We start from the raw sequence: 19475 nt of genomic DNA, 5'->3' as shown, positions 1-19475 counted from the left end.
CAGCCCCAGATACAACAACGCCCTCCATCGGCAAAACCGAGGAGGGCGGTAATCAGCAACCAGTCAATCAATCCCAGTTAAGGATCACCTTGCCGGATTGGCCGGATCCCATCACTTCGAAGCCCTGTTGGAACTCGTCGATGGGGAACTGGTGGGTGATGATCGGGCTGATATCCAAGCCGGACTGCAGCAGGGACGCCATCTTGTACCAGGTCTCGAACATCTCACGGCCGTAAATGCCTTTGATCACCAAGCCTTTAAAAATGACCTGATCCCAGTCGATGCCCATGTCCCCCGGCGGAATGCCCAGCAGGGCGATCTTACCGCCGTGGTTCATCGCAGTGAGCATGTCGCTGAAGGCCGACGGTACGCCCGACATCTCCAGGCCGACATCGAAGCCTTCGGTCATGCCCAGCTCCGCCATCACGTCGGTCAGCTTTTCGTTGGCGACGTTGACGGTGCGGGTCGCACCCATCTTGGCCGCCAGCTCCAGCCGGTATTCATTGACGTCGGTGATCACCACATGGCGGGCGCCCACGTGTTTGGCCACGGCGGCGGCCATGATCCCAATCGGACCGGCACCGGTGATCAACACATCTTCACCGACCAAGTCGAAGCTGAGGGCAGTGTGCACCGCGTTGCCCAGCGGATCGAACACCGAGGCCAGCTCATCGCTGATGTCATCGGGGATCTTAAAGGCGTTGAACGCCGGCAACACCAGATATTCGGCAAACGAACCGGGACGGTTGACGCCAATGCCGACGGTGTTGCGGCACAGATGGGTACGGCCGCCGCGGCAGTTACGGCAGTGGCCGCACACCAGGTGACCTTCACCGGAGACGCGATCGCCAATGGCAAAGCCTTTGACTTCCTGACCGATCGCCACCACTTCACCGACGTATTCGTGGCCCACGACCATGGGCACCGGAATGGTCTTTTGCGACCACTCGTCCCAGTTGTAGATGTGCATGTCGGTGCCGCAGATCGCGGTCTTACGGATCTTGATCAGGATGTCGTTGTGGCCGATCTCAGGCTTCGGCACATCCACCATCCAGATCCCTTTCTCCGGATGCAGCTTAGAGAGTGCTTTCATGACCGCTCCTTAGATGATCTTCATGTCTTTGCCGATACGGATAAAGGCTTCGATCGCCTTATCCATCTGCTCGGGTGTGTGCGCTGCGGACATCTGGGTACGAATGCGCGCCTGGCCCTTGGGTACCACAGGGAAGGAGAAGCCCACCACGTAAATGCCTTCGGCCAGCAGGCGATCGGCAAACTCGGCGGCCAACGCAGCATCGCCGATCATCACCGGGATGATGGCGTGATCGGCACCGGCTAGGGTAAAGCCTGCGGCGCTCATTTCACGGCGGAAACGCTCGGCGTTGTCCCACAGCTTGGCACGCAAGTCCGCGCCATCGGCCATCATGTCGATCACCCGGATGGAGGCGGACACAATGGCGGGCGCCAGCGAGTTGGAGAACAGGTAAGGACGGGAGCGCTGACGCAACCAGTCGATCACCTCTTTCTTACCGGAAGTGAAGCCACCGGAAGCACCGCCCAGGGCTTTGCCCAGGGTACCGGTGATGATATCGACGCGATCCATCACCTTGCAGTGCTCGTGGGTACCGCGACCGTCTTCGCCAACGAAGCCCACCGCGTGGGAGTCATCCACCATCACCAGAGCGCCATACTTATCGGCCAAGTCGCACACGGCTTCCAGATTGGCGATCACGCCATCCATGGAGAACACGCCGTCGGTGGCGATCAGGATATTGCGGGCACCGGCCTCTTGCGCTGCCTTCAGGCAGTTTTCCAGCTCCACCATGTCGTTGTTGGCGTAGCGGAAGCGTTTGGCTTTACACAGGCGCACACCGTCGATGATGGAGGCGTGGTTGAGCGCATCGGAGATGATGGCGTCTTCGGCGCTGAGCAGGGTCTCGAACAGGCCAGCGTTGGCGTCGAAGCAGGAGGAGTAAAGAATGGTGTCTTCCATCCCCAGGAAGTCAGACAGCTTCTGCTCCAACACTTTGTGGATGTCCTGAGTGCCACAAATAAAGCGCACCGAGGCCATGCCGAAGCCGTGATCGTCCAGTCCTGCCTTCGCAGCGCCGATCAGCTCCGGATGATTGGCCAGGCCCAAGTAGTTGTTGGCGCAGAAGTTGATGACCTGATCGCCGCTGGCAACGGCGATGGCCGGTTGCTGGGCGGTGGTGATCACCCGCTCGCTCTTGTACAGGCCGTCCGCTTTAACCTGTTCGATCTGGTCGCGGATCTGTTGATAAAACGCAGAAGTGGACATGGGTTCTCCTGAGAAACCGAGGGCAATTAAGTCACAATGGCGGTCATACTAGCCGACCGGCGACGAAGTTGCAGCTCATCCATCAGAAACCCACCATTCCCTCTATAAATCAGGGCCTACTCATGATTTGACACTGTCTTGTCCCTGTGCGAGGGCACGATAGTGTGCCATGATCTCCTCGAACATCGGCTTTGCCGGCTCCGCTATGTAACCGCTGAACAGCTCCAACAACATCAACACGCCCTGGTACACCATTGACTCGGTGATCTCGCCATCCAGGTTCTTGATGTACAGATTACTGATCCAGTGGGTTACGATCATCTTCATGCCTTCGGTAAAGGCCTTTTCGTATTGATCTTCCACAGTGAGGATCCCCAGCCGCTTAAGGTGCCGCGTGGTCTCTAACGCCTGCTGCAGGTTGCGCTCATGCGCCTCCAGATAACGTTTATGCAGCTCCTTATCCCGCGCCAGAATGTCCGCTAGGCTGGCGTACAGAAAGCGAAACTGCCACATCCCTTTAAACAGCTTTTCCAGGTAGCGCTCCATCAAACTGCGCGCATCGTCGGTATCAACCGGCGCAAAGCCCTCTTCCAAATAGGCTTCGTACCAGCTGAAGATGGCACGGATGATCTGCTCTTTATTGCGGAAGTGGTAGTACAGGTTGCCTGGACTTATCCCCAAATATGCGGCGATATGATTAGTGGTGACCGCCCGCTCTCCCTGTGAATTAAATAAAGCGCAACTGGCTTCGATGATCCGATCTTTTGTCTTCATTGTTATGACCACCACAGCCCTATGCTGGGCACAAGTTAATTAGCACGAATGTGCGGTTAGGGTAGCACTCCCCAGCATTTATTTGAAAGCCTGCACCCGCTTCCCTATTATCTGCCCAAACCTCGTGGAACCAGCCTAATGAACCGCTTTATCTACAGCCTGTTAGTCACCCTTTTGCTGCCGGTTATCCTGCTCTACCTGTTGTGGCGTAGCCGCAAGGATCCGGCCTACCGTCAACGCCTGGGTGAGCGGCTCGGACGACACTTCCCTGCCCAGCAGGGTGGGATCGTGATCCATTGCGCCTCCATGGGGGAAACCCTCGCCGCTTTGCCCTTGATCAGGGCACTCCAAGCGCGCTTTCCACACCAGTCCATTACCGTCACATCGACCACCCCCAGCGGCTCCGCCCAAGTGAAGCAACACCTGGGAGACAGCGTACAGCACTGCTATCTGCCATTGGATCTGCCGGTGATCTGCCAGCGCTTTGTCAAAGCCCTGCGACCTCAGCTGGTGATCCTCGTTGAAACCGAACTCTGGCCGAACCTGATCCACGCCTGCCACCAAAACGAGACGCCGGTCATGCTGACCAATGCGCGTTTGTCCTCCCGCTCGGCTCAAGGTTATGCCCGCTTTCCCAAGCTGATCCAGCCGATGCTGACCCAACTGAGCGCCGTGGCGATGCAAAACGAAGTGGATGGCGAACGACTGGTCTCCTTGGGGCTAGACCCCGCCAAGCTGACCGTGTGTGGCAGCCTCAAGTTTGATGTCGATCTTGCGCAAACCTCGGATATCGCCAGCCAACGCCGGCAGTGGCTCGGTGAGCGCGCGGTGTGGTGCGCCGGCTCGACCCACCCGGGCGAGTTTGAGCAGGCCTTAGCGGCCCATCGCCAACTGCAACAGATGCATCCGGATCTGCTCCTGCTGTTGGTGCCACGCCATCCGGAGCAATTTGAGGCCGCCATTCAATTAAGCAAACAGGCGGGCTTCCAAACGGCGCGACGCAGCCAGTCCGACACCGTCGGCGACGAGATCCAAGTGCTGATCGGCGATACCATGGGCGAGCTGATGGCGCTGTACGGGATGAGCGATGCTTGTTTTGTCGGCGGTAGCCTGATCGAGCGCGGCGGTCACAATCCATTGGAGCCCGCCGCCCTGGCCAAGCCGGTGCTGATGGGGCCACATCACTTCAATTTCGCCGAGATCGGCGCCGCACTGGTGCAAGCCGGTGGCATGAGCGTGGTCAGCAACAGCGACGACCTGGCCGAGCAACTCGAGCACCTGCTGTCACTGCGTAGCCAAGCCCAAGCGATGGGAAAAAAGGGTCAGCGCGTGGTCGAGATCAACCGCGGCGCCACTCAACGCCAACTGACCGTCGCAGAGGCGTTATTGACAAGCAACGACTAGGGGCCCAGTACTCGGAGACATAGGGACTCGGAGCTCAGAGCTTACCCAACCGTTGGCTAGGAGCTCGGCTCCAGGCTAGCGCTCGGCGGCTCTGTTAGGCCATATACCCTTCGATCAACGCAGGCCAGTCCCGCTCCGGCACCCAGTGCAACCCCTCGACGCGACCAAGCTCCTTATGCAAGGAGCGTTTAAGCCGCTCCAGGTTGGCCTTCATCCAGCCTTTATGCGGTTGACGCCGCTCCCCCCGATCAAAGTCGATCAAGAAGTAGCTCTCCTGGCTTTGCAGGATATTGCGTGCATTCAGATCGGCGTGGTAGATCCCGGCATCATGAAAGCGGGCGATCATCGCCCCCACCTTACGCCATTCACGCTTGCCCAACGGCGATCGTTGCAGCGCCCCCACCAGATCCTGACTGTCCGGCAGTTTCAGCGTGATCAGATCGGCCCGATAACGCAACAAGGTTCGGGTCAGCCGCGCCGCCACCGGCTGCGCCACCGGCAATCCCTGCTGCCACATCCACTCCATCAGGGCAAATTCTCGATAAGGCCGACTGCGCTCCAGTCCCGTGTACAAGTAGGTGTCGCGCAGCACCTTGCCCGGCAACCCGCCACGCCAATAGTGACGCAACACGCACTCGCCATTCTGATGCTGAAAGAACCACGCCGGATTGCGCCCCGAGCTGTCAGAGCTGCCCGTTAGCCACCCTTGCTGCCGCAACCAATCCGGCTCAAAGGTGCCGACCGAAAAGTCACTGGAGGGGATCTCGCTGGCAAGCAAAACCGTATGAGGAGGCAGATTGAGGGTTTTCATGATGTTCAGGATCCCAGGAATGAGCCGGCCATTCTAAGAAAAAGTCCGTCATAAAGACAATGCCACCCCCGACAGCGCCACCAAATTCGCAGTCAACGCTCCCTTTTTCATCCACCTACGCAGATCCCACCTATCCTAAAATACGACGGTTGGGCCATGCAGCACCGCTCGCACGTGCAAACATTGAGCCCATCCCTTGTTGCGCCAAGTTTTGCCCTCTGAGGGCCGTATTTAATAGGGGATCCACCATGAAAGTGTCGGTTTTTGGTATTGGCTATGTTGGTTTGGTGCAGGCCGCGGTGATGGCAGAATTTGGCCACGAGGTCTGCTGCATCGACGTCGACCGCGACAAGATCGCGGCGCTGGAGCGGGGCCAGATCCCCATCTACGAGCCAGGCCTGGAGCCGATGGTCACCCAAAATCATGCCGCAGGACGGTTGCACTTCAGCACCGATGCCCAGCAGGGCGTCGAGCATGGCCAGGTGATATTCATCGCCGTGGGCACGCCGCCGGATGAAGACGGCAGTGCCGATCTCAAATACGTGCTTGCGGTGGCCAGCACCATCGCCCAACACATGAACGCGGCAAAAGTGGTGGTCAATAAGTCCACGGTGCCGGTCGGGACCGCCGATAAGGTCAGGGCTCAGATCGGCAAGGTGCTGCAGCAGCGCGACAGTGAGCTCGACTTTCAGGTGGTCTCCAACCCGGAATTTCTCAAAGAGGGCGCCGCCATCAGCGACTGTATGCGCCCCGACCGCATCGTCATCGGCAGCGACAACCCCGACGCCATCGCCACCATGCGCGAGCTGTATGAGCCCTTCAACCGGCAACAGGATCGCACCGTGGTGATGGACGTACGCAGCGCCGAGCTGACCAAATACGCCGCCAACTGCATGCTGGCCACCAAGATCTCCTTTATGAATGAGATGGCCAACCTGGCCGAGAAACTGGGGGCCGACATCGAATCGGTGCGCCGCGGGATCGGCTCCGATCCCCGCATCGGTTACCACTTTATCTACCCCGGCTGTGGCTATGGCGGCTCCTGCTTTCCCAAAGACGTGCAGGCGCTGATCCAAGCCGCCGATCACATCGAGCACAGCGCCACCATCCTCAAAGCCGTCGAGCAGGTCAATGAACAGCAAAAATCCGTGCTGTTCCGTAACTTGATGCACCACTTCGACGGCGATCTGGCCGGTAAAACCATCTGCCTGTGGGGCTTAGCCTTCAAACCCAACACCGATGACATGCGCGAAGCGCCCAGTCGCGTGCTGATGCAGGCCCTGTGGCAAGCCGGCGCCAAGGTGCAGGCGTACGATCCCGAGGCGATGGAAGAGACTCAGCGGATCTTCGGCCAGCGCGACGATCTGGCGTTGATGGGCACCAAAGAAGCCGCCTTGCGCGGCGCCGATGCGCTGGTGATCTGCACCGAATGGCAAGCCTTCCGCGCACCGGACTTTGATCTGATCCGACAAGAATTGCACCACCCGGTTATCGTTGATGGCCGAAACCTGTACGATCCAGCCCGCTTAGCCCAAAAAGGCTTTAGCTACTACGGGATCGGCCGTGGTATGAGCATTCAGCAGGAGCAATGATGAACATTTTGGTGACCGGCGCCGCCGGCTTTATCGGCTTTTACGTCAGCCAACGCCTTCTCGACGAAGGGCATCAGGTCGTGGGCCTGGATAACCTCAATGACTACTACGACGTCAATCTTAAGCAGGCCCGCCTGGCGCAGCTGACCCAGCGCGATCAGTTCCAGTTTGTTGAGCAAGATCTAGCGGATCGCACTGGCATGGCGCAGCTGTTTACCGAGCACCAGTTCGACCGCGTCGTCCACCTGGCCGCCCAAGCCGGGGTGCGCTATTCGATCGACAACCCCATGGCCTACCTCGATAGCAACCTGGCCGGCATGATGACCATCCTCGAGGGCTGTCGCCACAGCAAGGTGCCGCACCTGGTGTATGCCAGCTCCTCCTCGGTCTACGGCATGAACGAGAAGACCCCGTTCAGTGAAGCCGATGCGGTCGATCATCCCATCAGCCTGTACGCGGCCACCAAGAAGTCCAATGAACTGATGGCCCACACCTACAGCCACCTGTACGGCATGCCCGTGACCGGTTTGCGCTTCTTCACCGTCTATGGCCCTTGGGGCCGTCCCGACATGGCGGTGTTTAAATTCACCAAGAAGATCCTCGCCGGCGAGCCCATCGATGTGTACAACCACGGCAAACTCAGCCGTGACTTCACCTACATCGATGACATCGTCGAAGGCGTGGTGCGGGTGATGGATAACGTGCCAACGGCGGATCCTGAACGTCGCTGTGATCGCCCAGACCAGTCCAAAGCACCCTACGCCCTGTTCAATATCGGCAATCACCAGCCGGTTGAGCTACTGACCTTTATCCAGACCCTGGAGCAGGCACTGGGTACCAAAGCCAAACTCAATCTGATGCCAATGCAGCCCGGCGACGTTTACACCACCTACGCCGACACCGACAACCTGCAGCAAGCCGTCGGCTTCAGCCCGGACACCTCGCTGGCGCAAGGGTTGCAGCAATTCGCCGACTGGTATCGGGAATTCTATCGATAGCAAGGCGCCCCATTATGCTGGGCAACGATAGCGAGAGTGTTGCAAATCACCCTCGTGGGTCTTACTCACGATTACATTTGGCGCAATGATCTGCCAAACATCGACAGTTCGCCCACACAATAGACGCTTTAAGGTGTTTCGCCTGGGCTGAAATGAATTAAAATCCAAGAGATAGTTCAACTCCCGACTCAACACCGCCAACACAAAGGTTGCTCGCATATGAAAAGGCTGATCGTCGATCTTGACGGCACTCTCACCCAAGCCAATACCTCAGATTACGCCAATGTCCTACCGCGACTGGATGTCATCGAGGCGCTGAGGAAATACCATGACAATGGGTTCGAGATCGTCATTGCCACTGCACGCAACATGCGCACCTATGAAGGCAATGTTGGCAAGATCAACATCCACACCTTGCCGATCATTACCGCCTGGCTGGATAAGCATCAGATCCCTTACGACGAGATCCTAGTGGGCAAACCTTGGTGTGGCCATGAAGGCTTTTATATAGATGATAAAGCCATTCGTCCAAGTGAGTTTGCTCGCCTAAGCCCGAGCGAGATCGAGCAACTGCTAAAGAACGAAGCCGAATGTATCTGATCACCTCCGCAGCCTACATCCCCTCGGAGCTGCAATCCGAGTTTGGCCACTTACCCCCAAGTTTTTTACCGGTAGGGAACCGTCGCCTGTTTCACCATCAGATCGAGCGGATCCCGGCAGGCGAGCGGATCGTCCTGACGCTGCCACAGCAGTTCCAACCCGGCCCTTACGACCAAGCCTTCCTGCAAAAACGCGGCATCGAGCTGTTGTTTCTTCCTGAACACCTGTCGTTGGGCGAGTCGGTCGTCTACGCGCTCAATCTACTTGAATTTGATGCAAAAGAGACACTCACTCTATTGCATGGCGACACCCTATTCGAACAACTGCCGTCTGGCAGTGACAAGATCGGGATCAGCCCTGTCGAAGAGAACTACAACTGGACCTGCTACGACCCCAGCACCGGGCTATTGCGCCCGTCCGAGAGCGACAACGGCTGCGCCAGCGACTGGATCATCAATGGCTATTTCAGCTTCTCCGAGCCGAAATCCTTGGTACGTCATATCGTTTCGGCCAACTGGGACTTCATTCAAGGCATCAACGGATACCACGCCGAACTGCCTCTGATACCGGAGTCCTGCGACGACTGGTATGACTTTGGCCACGGTCATACCTACTACCAGTCCAAAAGCCAGATGACCACCCAGCGTGCCTTCAATGACATGCAGATCCGCGATCAGGTGGTGACCAAATCCAGCCTTAAAAAGCAAAAGCTGGCCGCTGAAGCCCACTGGTACCAGACGCTGCCCGGTCCCATGCGGCTCTACACACCGCAATTATTAGAGGCCGTCGAGCACGATGAACGTTTTACCTACAGCATCGAATATCTGCACTTAACCGCACTCAATGAGCTGTATGTCTTTAGTTTGCTGCCCGCTAAATTTTGGGATCGCGTCCTGCGTGCTTGTTGCCGATTTATCCACCACGCGCAACAATTCCCGGTTGAGAGTGGTCCGACACTGGGCCAGCTATTTGGCCAAAAAACTGCCCAGAGACTGGCGGAATATGGCCGCAGTGCCACCATCGATCTGGCAGTGCCACTGCGGGTCAACGGCCAACAACACTTGAGCATTTATGAACTGGCACAGGCCAGTGAGTCTGCTCTGCCGGCGGATAACCGTGCCTATAACGTCCTGCATGGTGATCTGTGCTTTAGTAACATCTTGTACGATTTTCGTACCGGTTCGATCAAGGTGATCGATCCCCGCGGTCTCGATCTCGACAACAACCTAAGCATTCACGGCAATAGCCTCTATGACTTAGCCAAGCTGGCCCACTCCATCATCGGCTTATACGATGTGATCATTGCCGGCTACTTCAACGCCAGTCAGCACCAACAAGAGCTGCTGTTTTCAATCACCGAAAACAGCGTGCGTGAGCAGGTGATGGCGTCGTTCTGTCAGATGGTTTCCGAACAATTCGGTGTCACACCCCGAGCACTCTATGCCATGCAGATCCAGCTCTTCTTATCCATGCTGCCGCTACACAGTGATAGACCCGACCGTCAACTGGGCTTTATCGGCAACGCATACCGCTTATACGACTTAATGGAAGCGCTTGAAAAATGATTGTTATTCCGATGGCTGGACTCAGCTCCCGTTTTTTCAAAGCGGGATACACCCAGCCTAAATATATGCTGGAAGCCCATGGTCGCCCATTGTTTGACCATGCCCTGCTCAGCTTTCAGCGCTATTTTACCCACCTGTCTTTCCTTTTTATTGTGCGCTCAGATCACGACACGCCCGCCTTTGTTGCACGGCGCTGTCACGCGCTTGGCATCACCGACTTTCAGATCGTCACCCTGGATAAAGCGACCCGAGGACAGGCAGAAACAGTCGCGCTCGGTCTCACCGAGATCGATCCCCAAATGCCCTTAACCATCTTTAATATTGATACCTTCCGGCCTGGTTTTGCCCTGCCAGAACTTACCGAGTGCAGCGATGGCTATCTCGAAGTCTTCGAGGGCGAAGGCGACAACTGGTCCTATGCCAAGCCGCTGGATCATGCGAGCGATCGCGTGATCGAGACGGCAGAGAAAAACCCCATATCTAATCTGTGCAGCACCGGCCTCTATCACTTTGCTCACGCCAAAGACTTCCTTCAGGCCTTCGCCGTGGAAGCCGCCAAACCGATATCACAATGGCAAAAACAAGAGCTCTATATCGCGCCGCTCTACAATCAGCTGATCGCGGAAGGCAAAGATATCCGTTATCACAAGATCCATCGTGACGAGGTGATCTTCTGCGGTGTTCCCGCCGAGTTCACCGCCTATCTCCATGCTAAAGATCCATACGCCTGAATGGCTGTGTGATTCAGGAACTCTCATGAAAATTGGACTCATCATTCAAGGCCCTTTGCGCTCCAAAGGCCGTACCGGCAGAACATCCAGCATCAAGCTTAATGCGCTGGATGAATCCGATATCGCTAACTTCAACTGTGTAGACAATATTGCCAAGACCTTCAATGACTTTAAAAGCACCTTTGCCGAGATAATCTGCGTCACATGGGACGACGAAGAGACATCGCTGATCAATCAGGTGCAACAATCGATCGGCCAGGACAACGTCCTGTTATTAAAAGACGAAACTCGCCAGTTGCGCCCGAAAAAAGCCGTCGTTGGTGCAAACAACAAGTATCGTCAGTTCTATTCATTTTTGAAGGGGATAGAGCTCGTACAAGCGCGCGGCTGCGATGTTGTCATCAAGGTGCGCACCGATCAGTACAGCGACTGGGATCAACTGGCACAATTTGTTGAGAAAACACTGATTGCCAGCCCAAACAAAGTGATCTTGCCCTGGGCCGTGACCTACTCTCCTCATCAGATCGCAGACTTCTACATCGCCAGCCATGCCATGCACATGCGTGAGTTGTGCCAACGCTACCTATCGCGGCCAGAAGCAATGGATCTCGTTCACCGGGATCTGTTCTATCATTGGTCATTTGATCTGGCGGGATGGAAGTTGCCATTAGCCAAGTTGTTCTTGGGTAAACGGGTCAATTTCTTCAATAAAAAGACGGTCTTTAACGCTTGGCAACAGCACTATGTCATTGCACCGAAAAAGATCCTGGATCAGCTTTATTGGCGTGGGGAGATCTATGAAATCGCCGATCGAGCCAAGATGCTCTTTGAGGAAGATGTCGCTGACATGAGCACGTATCAAGCCAAATTATCCCACTACAAAGCGCAAAAAAAGCGACGGTAGTACGAAAAAAACCAGAGTCATCTCGACTCTGGTTTTCATTAAATGGCGCTCTGCGTTATCGATTAAACAGCGCCGACTTCATACGGCGGATCGTTTTACGCAGCACCGAGATCTGACTGCCCTGCTGATACCGCCCTTTCTCTGCATGGCGGATAAACAACACATTCGGTACCTCGATCGGCACCCCCTGCGTCCCCAGCAACCAACGAAAGGCACGATCTTCGTAGCACTTGCTCCAGCGTGTCATCGGCTTCTGATAGACCGCTAAGGAATCGCAATAACCGCAAGCGCGAGCCGCATCACCATGTGCGATCTGGATCGGTCCAGTCGCTCGGCTGAATTTCCGCACCGAGAAGCGGGTCAGATCCAACTCCATCACGGTCGGATTGGCCTTCGCTTGAACGATCAGCGGATCATCCTTTGGCAACAGATCCGTTGCTAACATCTGTTGTGGATACACCAAAAACTCTTGGCACCCCTCAAGTTGGGTCGCCAAGGTGTCCAAGGCCCCCTCATGGAACACCACATCGCAATCGGTAAACCAAATCCAATCCGCTTGGGTTTGCTTGGCTGCCTGGTTACGACCAATGGCCCGACGGAACAACTGCTCTTTTGGCAGAGCAATAAAGTTCCAGGTCACATTCGCCACTTGTTGAGTACGGAAGAAATCCAATAAGCGAACCGTATCGGCATCCTCGTCACTGTAGAACACCGTGTGGATCACCTTCAGCTGGGTCGGGGCGTGATTCACCAGCGAACTTAGCTGATATAACTGAAACTCAGAATACTTCCAGCAATGGCTCACCACTTCCAGCGTTAACGGCCGTTGAGCGGCACGCAGTGCCGTTTTCTCGGGCAAGGCGGAATTAAACCAACGGCCCGGGATCCAACCCGATGCCGCCAGACGTAACGCATATTCCTTCACCCCGTCCATCCGTGTGAACGTGGCATCAGTGTTTTTCGGCATGAAACTGTCTCATCGCGTACCCGAAGATACGGCCAACACCATTTCCCAGGGATGATTACTCCCTCAGGGAATGCTTTTGAAAATTACCCGACCGGACAACAGTCAGAAACGCACTTAGAGCATGAACAAGGCGCAAACATGTCATGTTTACGCCTGTAAACTGGCCTCACTCCGCCGCGAAGTCCTGCCAACATAGCAAGGCGTCCTCTTCAACGTCTTGCGTTAGTCGTTGGCCGACGATATCGTCCCAATGGATCGGCGAAATACCATGGCCCGGTCGCTTGGCGATCAGCATCTCTTCGGTCAGTATCTCGCCCCGCTTCAGATCACGCGCAGCGACAATGCTACGACGCGCATGCTGACGCGCCGCCGCCTCTTTTTCCAGAGCCTTACCTTCGGAAGCGATCAGTCGGTGATAGGTTTCTGCTTTGGTCATAAAGCGCTTCAGATCTTGCGCATTCATGGCGTGATAGTGGTCGTTGCCCGGCAGTGACTTATCGTGAGTAAAATGCTTTTCCAGTACCACGGCGCCCAGCAACATCGCGGACTCCAGTGCACTAATGGTCTCATCCGGACACACATGATCAGAGTAACCGATCACCACATCTGGGAAGGTCCGAGCCAAAACCTTGATCATGCCCAGTTGGGCATTCTCTTCCGGCGTAGGATAATTCAGCACACAGTGCAGCAGAGCGATCTCTTTCGCCCCCGCGTTGCGGGCGGTTTGCAGGGCAAACTCGATCTCAGCCAAGGTCGCCGCACCGGTCGACATGATAAGCGGCTTGCCGGCCGCCGCACACTTGCGGATCAGCGGAACATTGGTGATGTCAGCAGAGGCGATCTTAAATGCTGGCATGAGATGTTTGAGAAAGTCGACCGCTTCCAGATCAAATGGCGTCGACATAAACTCAATGCCAACCTCCTGACAGTAGGCCGCCAGCTCTCGGTATTCTGCCTCGCCAAAGCCGTCGTACTTTTGGAATAGTTTGTACTGGCTGTCGGTAGGCTCTTTGCTTTGATCCCAATACGCTGGGCTATTCTTAGACGCGATCTTGCCCGCCTTGTACGACTGGAACTTGGCCGCATGTGCGCCGCCTTCTGCCGCCTCGCGGATCAAGCGTTTAGCCAATGCCATATCGCCTTCATGGTTCACACCGATCTCGGCAATGACATACGGCTTAAGTGGGTTGCTTACCAGCGCATCGCCGATCTTCATTTCATTTTTCATCTGCTTATCCTATCCAATCAAGGCAACAGTGCAGTGATCGCTCGGATCACTCTGTCTTTGCCTTTGGTTAAATCCAATTCTGCTACCTTGTCCAGCATGGTGGTACGCAGGTGTGCGTCATCCACAATGCGCACAAACGTCTGGTGAATTTGCTCATCACTCACCTCTCCACGGTAGCCCAGGTTAATGATGCCATTTTCACTGGAAGCAAAGGTGTGAGTGGTCTCCCGTTGATTCTGGCAGATCACCAGAGTCGGCAACCCAACCGCCGCTAACTCCAAGACTGTCCGCCCGCCGGAGGTAATGGCCATATCGGCCCGTGCCATATAATCCGAGATCCGCTTGGTCTTGCTGATCAACTCAACCGAAGCTTGGCACGCATCAATCACTTGCTGGAGATTGGCGGTGTGCGGGTAACCCGGACCAACGACAATATCGATGGCAATGTTGCGCAGAGCGCACTCATCGGCGATCAGGGACAAGGTACGACAGCTCAGATCGCCCTCATCCACCCCACCGAACGTTAACAGAACACGGCGGATCTCGCCGCTCTGTTGACGTTCCGGAAGGTAGATAAACTCATCGCGCAAACAAAAGTATCGGGCCCCCGTCAGCACCTGCTTCGACGGTAACTGTTGTGGATACAGAGCATTCACCACCAGATCTGCATGGCGACTCGCTGGAGCAACATCTTCAAAATTCACGATCTTACAGCCCATAGCCTTCAATCCGGCCATGTAGGTTTCACTGGTATCGAGCAGGTCGTTGATCACAAGATCAGGTGAAAACGTGGCGATCCGCTCCACTAACTCTCCGTCAGGACAGATCTCCACCGGATAGTTGTGCTGACGAATGTAATCAATGGCCAGATCACTGCGCGCCTCCAACACAAAGCGAATGTCCGCTTTAACCAATTCATTGGCCAGCATGACCGTTCGGAAGGCATGGCCTAAACCGACTTCCGCGTAACCCACCACTGCGAACACTATGGTACGACGGCTGAGCATTGCCTCACACAGGTACAGATCGGCGTAGTTATCAATGTCGAAGCTGCGCTCGTGTGGCACCTCTTGCAACTCGACTGAAGCGCCGATCCGCGTCCCCGTGGCACACTGTGCCCGGGTGCAGGCAACAACAGCACCGGTTTCACGAAAGTTGGCGGGCAGTTGCTGCCGGTTCACCCGAGCATGGTAAGCAGGGACACTATGGCCGTCTTTCACCGTCCAGCATAGGTGGCGATCGTCCACGACGGTCATCACCGTATCCGCACCGGTTTGCCCCAATCGGGCCACTACCGCTTCGACATCAACAGCCCGCACCAAAGGCGACGTGGGCTGCACCGTTACGACGGTGCCATATTGCTCGTTAAAGCGCAGCTCGGCACGAGCGACCGCATCATCGATAACCGGATCCAGCGTTGCCACATCGTTGGCCAACTCATCCGGCCGCATCACCACATCCGCACCGAAGCGCTCAGCAATCAGGGCGATCTCGTCGTCATCGGTGGACACCACGACCCGATCGACGTTACCAGCCTGCAAGCAAGCTTCAATGCTATAAGAGATCATTGGTTTACCGGCCAATGGCCGCAAATTCTTGCGAGGGATCCCCTTAGAGCCACCACGGGCGGGAATAATCGCAATGCAGTTTACGCGTTCAGTCATGATATCTGCCTAATCCGTCAATCCGGCGATCATATCATTTCGCGCCACGGAAAGGAGTGAGTGACACCATCGCTTTGTCAGAATAAGGCCGCCGCCGAGTTCTAGAAAGTTTACCCTGCGCCGACCATACGCTACATTGCCTCCCTTGTACGCTTAGCCAACCGTCTCAGAGGCCCTGTGGACTATTACATCTGCACCACTCCACGCCATATGCTGTTTGCCGTCATGCGCGGTTTATCCCGCCCGCAGCAGCAAACACACGTTGTGTTTTTTTCCCGCAACATTGAAGCCGATCGAGCCAATTGGGATCCATCGGTACTGCCCTCGCACGTACACTTTCATCTGATCCCATGGCGTCAGAGTAAAGCCGAATTGGCCAAGCAACCATGGGGGTTATTGTACCGGCTGAGTACCTACCGAGACACGCCTGCCACAGAGGGGCAGCAGCAGCGATTTATCCGTTTTCTCGCCAGCTATAGCCCGTCACTGAGCGAGGCACTGCTGCACGATCACGACAAATCCATGGTGGTATTTAATGAGCGCAATCCGATCTCGCGGCTCTTCAACAAACTGGTTGAGCAGTTCGACATCATCGAAGATGGCGAGGGCAACTACATTGAATTTAAGCTACCAGCCATTAAAACGCTGCCGCGTCGCCTGATGGGACTTCCAGACAACCGAGTGTTTGGAGAAAGCCATCGTTGTCAGCGGATCTTCGCGGTTCAGCCTCACCGGGTGCCCAGCATTGTTCAACACAAAGCCGTCAATATCGACTTTCTGAATGCCGAAGCCCATCGCACCAATCTGCTCGGGCTGTTTCGCATCAACGGCGCGCTAAGTCATGCCGACAACACCATTATTCTGCTGACCCAGCCGATGGAGCGCTGGATGCCAGGTAATGAGGGCAACAAGGTCAAGTTATACGAGATCTTGACCGAGCACCTTAATGCCATGGGATATCACGTGATCTTGAAGATCCACCCGGCCGAGCAACCAGAAGAATATCAGCATCTCCCCTGTGCTGGAGGCATGCTGCCCGCGCGAATCCCGATGGAAGCCGCAATACTCGGCTGCGAAGATAAGCCTACCTTACTCTCGATAAAATCCTCGGCCGGGATCGGCTTCGAGCAATATTGTGAGCGCCTAAAAATGGTTGAAGCCGATCTGGACGTTGCACTCAAAGCGTGGGGAACCGATCGCCAACTCTGGCGCACAGCGCTGGAGCATACGCTGAAAACGGGCCAGCCATACCATGCCTAACGATTGAACCATTGTGCCGAGAGCCCATTCCCCGGCACAATGGCTCGAACTATCCATAAAGAACGACCGGTATCGACATGAAACAACGCGCAATCTACCCTGGCACCTTTGACCCACTGACCAATGGCCATCTTGATTTGATCATTCGGGCCAGCCGCATGTTTGACACCGTGATTGTTGGCGTCGCTGCCAGCCCGAGTAAAAAGCCGCTGTTCTCACTTGAGGAACGCGTGGCCCTGATCGAGCAGATCACTCAGTCGATCGGCAACGTTCAAGTGGTCGGTTTCTCCGGATTATTGGTCGATTTCGCGAAAACCCACAATGCCCGCGTTCTGGTGCGCGGCTTGCGTGCGGTCTCCGACTTTGAATATGAGTTCCAGCTGGCAAACATGAACCGACGTCTGCACCCAGATCTCGAGAGCGTGTTCTTGACGCCGGCAGAAGAGAACGCCTTTATCTCCTCATCCTTGGTCAAAGAAGTGGCATTGCACGACGGCGATGTCACCGGCTTCATTCCTGCCGAGGTCGTATCCCCGCTGAAGCAAAAACTCGGTAAGTGATCTGAACCACGGGCTCAGTGATAGCAAACTGAGTCCGTTAGCCGGCGCGCGCCCCCTGCGCCTAGCCGCATTTTCTTTGCACGGCTGTGATAAGATCTGCCCCAAGTTTCCGCCCCCTAAAGATCACCTCGACGACATGACATCAAACAAGACGCTCGCTGGATCGCTGCTGCTGTTGAGCCTGAGTAGCCCACTGTGGGCCGCCTCTCCGTTCATTTCAATGCAGGATAGGTATCTCAATGGTCGCATCCATCAAATGGCGACCGTCACCCAGATGCCTTCACTGTCCAAGCCCTACAATGTGCGCCAGGTACGGGCACAATTACCCCTGATCGAACACAGTCATCCAACGCTCTATCACGAGTTGGATCGCCTACTCAGCCCTTATGAGCAGAAACTGGCACTGACTTACAGCGAAGTCACCGTCGCCGCCGCAACCGATCCGGACAACGGTAAACTGCTGCCAAACGCACGTGGAGAACAACTCAACTCCAGCTATCGAGTCACAGCGCAAGGGCAATATCGGCCTGCCGATTGGCTGGTGGTGAACGTCGGTGGGTTAGCATATGACAGCCAGAATGAAGTGATCCCTGTGGGCAGCTACGTGGCCGTGGGCAATGACAGCATTCAATTGGATTTTGGCTACCGGGAACATTGGCTATCACCATTCCACGAATCAGCCATGGTCCATTCCACCAATGCACAGCCCTCGGTTTCGGTCGGCTTATCCAACCCCATGCCGTTAGAGAACTGGTGGAACCTAAAATACGACATCTTTTTCACCCGGCTTGAGCACATGGACGGAGTCCGGATCGATGGCGAGTGGCTCAATGTCCGTCCCGGTTTAACGGGCTTTCATATGAGCATTGAGCCCATCGCAGGCTGGGTGATCGGAGCCAACCGCACCATTCAGTTTAACGGTGGCGATGATGGGATCAGCCTCAAAGAGATCTGGCAGGCCTTTTTTAACCCCACCGCCGATCAACAAGGCAATGCCAGCGACAATCAGATCGCCTCGCTCACCTCCAAGATGCACTTTGGCGGCCCCGTACCATTTGTGCTGTACGCCGAATACGCCGGTGAAGATACGGTACAGCTGAAGAACACCCGACTGGGCAACTTGGCGGTGTCGGCAGGGATCCACCTGCCATTTATGCCCCAGTGGCTGCTGGGGCCTGACTGGTCACTGACGTATGAGTTTACCGAGCACGCCCACGCCTGGTACAGCCACCACATCTTCCGCCAAGGCTACAGCAACAACGGCGTGGTGATGGGCCACTGGGCCGGCAACGATCGATGCTACAACAGCAATGGCGGCCCGGACAGCGTCGGAAGCCAGATCCACACCGCCCGCCTCGGCTACCAACGCGCTGCTGGCTCGCGTTACGAGCTGGCCTATCGTAGCGTCGATAATCGTTACAATGGGCGAGAAACGCCGATGTGCGACTATGAGGTCGGTCGAGACATCGAGCTGAGCCACTACGGCAAGTTGATGGGCCACCCTTGGGGCTGGAGTCTGTTTGCCGGACAGACCGTTCATTCCGATAACTTTGCCCGACTGGAGATCAGCCTAGGATGGTAAAATACATCACCATTATCACCACCCTTCTCGTCTGCTTCACACGCCCAGCCTGGGCCAACGAAGAGTGGTTTTTTCAAGCCGGTGCTGGCGTGTCTGCTGTCTGGCAAAAAGAGCGCGATCCGACCCGGGAATACCCGACCCACACTGAAGCCCGACCCTCGGTGCAATTACAGCTACACCGCCAGATCAGCGAGCGGTTGCGACTCGGTGTTGGCGTCGAAGCCTTGATCAGCGATCCCATCAGCTGGCGCCGCTCAGAAAATCTGTTGATGTTTCGCGTCGCAGAGCTCGACTACGCCCTCAGCCACCACTGGAGTGCCTCATTCTATGGCGGCGTCGCCCGCTACTACCGCGAGCTGCCAGCCTACGGCTATGGTTTTGGTTTCGGGCTGAACTACTGGCTTGCACCTAACTGGTCCCTCTCGGCCGAGCTGAACTATACCAGTACCGATACCAGCAACAACTGGGTTGACGATCCTTATAAGCGTGACGACTTCGCGTGGGGCTCCACCACACTGCGGTATCGCTTCTAACGC

18 protein-coding genes are annotated in these 19475 nt (G+C 55.9%); 11 read left to right on the top strand and 7 right to left on the bottom strand.

What is annotated here, in order from left to right; genetic code table 11:
- Positions 1–67: 67 nt before the first annotated feature.
- The 3 genes from tdh to ABEA08_RS15265 all read right to left on the bottom strand — a co-directional run bounded on the left by tdh (position 68) and on the right by ABEA08_RS15265 (position 3073).
- Positions 68–1093 carry an L-threonine 3-dehydrogenase gene (tdh, locus tag ABEA08_RS15275; protein WP_345336223.1) on the bottom strand — a complete coding sequence of 342 codons (1026 nt, stop codon included), beginning with the start codon at positions 1091–1093 and terminating at the stop codon, positions 68–70.
- Between the two features lie 9 nt (positions 1094–1102).
- The gene (locus ABEA08_RS15270; protein ID WP_345336222.1) at positions 1103–2299 is read right to left on the bottom strand and encodes a glycine C-acetyltransferase; all 1197 of its coding nucleotides are present in this window, start codon (positions 2297–2299) and stop codon (positions 1103–1105) included.
- A gap of 120 nt (positions 2300–2419) precedes the next feature.
- Complete coding sequence (locus ABEA08_RS15265) at positions 2420–3073, bottom strand: TetR/AcrR family transcriptional regulator (RefSeq protein WP_345336221.1); 654 nt, start codon at positions 3071–3073, stop codon at positions 2420–2422.
- 138 nt (positions 3074–3211) lie between these two features.
- On the opposite strand from ABEA08_RS15265, the gene waaA reads away from it, so the two are divergent.
- Complete coding sequence (gene waaA / locus ABEA08_RS15260; RefSeq protein WP_345336220.1) at positions 3212–4477, top strand: lipid IV(A) 3-deoxy-D-manno-octulosonic acid transferase; 1266 nt, start codon at positions 3212–3214, stop codon at positions 4475–4477.
- A 94-nt stretch (positions 4478–4571) separates the two neighbouring features.
- Here the strand turns inward: waaA and ABEA08_RS15255 are convergent, their stop codons facing one another.
- The gene (locus ABEA08_RS15255; protein ID WP_345336219.1) at positions 4572–5288 is read right to left on the bottom strand and encodes a 3-deoxy-D-manno-octulosonic acid kinase; all 717 of its coding nucleotides are present in this window, start codon (positions 5286–5288) and stop codon (positions 4572–4574) included.
- Between the two features lie 248 nt (positions 5289–5536).
- On the opposite strand from ABEA08_RS15255, the gene ABEA08_RS15250 reads away from it, so the two are divergent.
- The 6 genes from ABEA08_RS15250 to ABEA08_RS15225 all read left to right on the top strand — a co-directional run bounded on the left by ABEA08_RS15250 (position 5537) and on the right by ABEA08_RS15225 (position 11678).
- Positions 5537–6880 (top strand): UDP-glucose dehydrogenase family protein, encoded by a 1344-nt coding sequence (locus ABEA08_RS15250; protein WP_345336218.1) that lies wholly within the window; start codon positions 5537–5539, stop codon positions 6878–6880.
- On the top strand, positions 6880–7878 hold the full coding sequence (locus tag ABEA08_RS15245) for an NAD-dependent epimerase (protein WP_345336217.1): 999 nt from the start codon (positions 6880–6882) through the stop codon (positions 7876–7878). The genes ABEA08_RS15250 and ABEA08_RS15245 overlap by 1 nt, the downstream gene beginning before the upstream one ends.
- 219 nt (positions 7879–8097) lie before the next feature.
- Positions 8098–8478, top strand: coding sequence for an HAD-IIIC family phosphatase (locus ABEA08_RS15240; protein WP_345336216.1), 381 nt, complete (start codon positions 8098–8100; stop codon positions 8476–8478).
- On the top strand, positions 8469–10043 hold the full coding sequence (locus tag ABEA08_RS15235) for a capsular biosynthesis protein (RefSeq protein WP_345336215.1): 1575 nt from the start codon (positions 8469–8471) through the stop codon (positions 10041–10043). The genes ABEA08_RS15240 and ABEA08_RS15235 overlap by 10 nt, the downstream gene beginning before the upstream one ends.
- Before the next feature lie 65 nt (positions 10044–10108).
- Entirely contained in the window at positions 10109–10774 is a 666-nt protein-coding gene (locus ABEA08_RS15230; RefSeq protein WP_345336214.1) for a glycosyltransferase family protein, read from the top strand.
- A gap of 25 nt (positions 10775–10799) precedes the next feature.
- Entirely contained in the window at positions 10800–11678 is an 879-nt protein-coding gene (locus ABEA08_RS15225) for a hypothetical protein (RefSeq protein WP_345336213.1), read from the top strand.
- A 55-nt stretch (positions 11679–11733) separates the two neighbouring features.
- On the opposite strand, the gene ABEA08_RS15220 is transcribed toward ABEA08_RS15225, so the two are convergent.
- The 3 genes from ABEA08_RS15220 to ABEA08_RS15210 form a co-directional block, all read right to left on the bottom strand.
- Positions 11734–12645, bottom strand: a complete 912-nt coding sequence (locus ABEA08_RS15220; protein ID WP_345336212.1) for a glycosyltransferase family 2 protein — start codon at positions 12643–12645, stop codon at positions 11734–11736.
- Between the two features lie 166 nt (positions 12646–12811).
- Positions 12812–13873, bottom strand: a complete 1062-nt coding sequence (locus tag ABEA08_RS15215; protein ID WP_345336211.1) for an N-acetylneuraminate synthase family protein — start codon at positions 13871–13873, stop codon at positions 12812–12814.
- A gap of 17 nt (positions 13874–13890) precedes the next feature.
- Entirely contained in the window at positions 13891–15537 is a 1647-nt protein-coding gene (locus ABEA08_RS15210) for a cytidylyltransferase domain-containing protein (RefSeq protein WP_345336210.1), read from the bottom strand.
- A 177-nt stretch (positions 15538–15714) separates the two neighbouring features.
- Here ABEA08_RS15210 and ABEA08_RS15205 point away from each other — a divergent pair, with 177 nt between their 5' ends.
- The 4 genes from ABEA08_RS15205 to ABEA08_RS15190 all read left to right on the top strand — a co-directional run bounded on the left by ABEA08_RS15205 (position 15715) and on the right by ABEA08_RS15190 (position 19472).
- The gene (locus ABEA08_RS15205; protein WP_345336209.1) at positions 15715–16797 is read left to right on the top strand and encodes a polysialyltransferase family glycosyltransferase; all 1083 of its coding nucleotides are present in this window, start codon (positions 15715–15717) and stop codon (positions 16795–16797) included.
- Between the two features lie 77 nt (positions 16798–16874).
- Positions 16875–17357: a pantetheine-phosphate adenylyltransferase gene (coaD, locus tag ABEA08_RS15200; RefSeq protein WP_345336208.1), complete on the top strand. Its 483-nt coding sequence runs from the start codon at positions 16875–16877 to the stop codon at positions 17355–17357.
- Between the two features lie 136 nt (positions 17358–17493).
- On the top strand, positions 17494–18939 hold the full coding sequence (locus ABEA08_RS15195) for a capsule assembly Wzi family protein (RefSeq protein WP_345336207.1): 1446 nt from the start codon (positions 17494–17496) through the stop codon (positions 18937–18939).
- A complete protein-coding gene (locus tag ABEA08_RS15190; protein ID WP_345336206.1) occupies positions 18933–19472 on the top strand; it encodes a hypothetical protein in 540 nt (179 codons plus the stop codon). The genes ABEA08_RS15195 and ABEA08_RS15190 overlap by 7 nt, the downstream gene beginning before the upstream one ends.
- Positions 19473–19475 lie beyond the last annotated feature (3 nt).

It is taken from the genome of Ferrimonas pelagia (assembly GCF_039543565.1).
Classification (GTDB): Bacteria; Pseudomonadota; Gammaproteobacteria; order Enterobacterales; family Shewanellaceae; genus Ferrimonas; species Ferrimonas pelagia.
This window is presented reverse-complemented; position numbering and strand designations above follow the sequence as displayed.